Source organism: Ensifer sp. ZNC0028, from assembly GCF_000799055.1.
In the GTDB taxonomy this organism is placed as follows: domain Bacteria; phylum Pseudomonadota; class Alphaproteobacteria; order Rhizobiales; family Rhizobiaceae; genus Ensifer.
The window spans coordinates 1-297 of record NZ_JTLA01000277.1 but is presented as its reverse complement, the minus strand read 5'-3'; the positions used below and the strand labels follow the sequence as shown (position 1 = coordinate 297).

Annotated in this window: 1 protein-coding gene; it reads left to right on the top strand. The window is 63.3% G+C overall.

Translation table 11 applies throughout. The annotated features are described in order from the left end of the window. Positions 1-297, top strand: a 297-nt coding sequence (locus tag L981_RS32995; protein ID WP_043627254.1) for a hypothetical protein, incomplete at both ends; no start/stop codon positions are given.

Sequence of the window (297 nt, the reverse complement as noted above, 5' to 3'; positions counted from 1 at the left end):
GGCTGGCGACAAAGGCGGAAGAACTCGGCGTCGAGATCTATCCGGGTTTTGCCGCAACCGAGGTGCTCTACAACGACGAGGGTGCGGTCATTGGTGTTGCCACCGGCGACATGGGCATCGAGAGGAGTGGCGAGCCGGGTCCGAACTTCGCCCGCGGCATGGCGCTCCTCGGCAAATACACCCTGATCGGCGAGGGCGTGCGCGGCTCGCTCGCCAAGCAGCTGATCGCCAAGTTCGATCTCTCCAGGGATAGCGACGTCCAGAAGTTCGGCATTGGCCTCAAGGAACTCTGGCAGG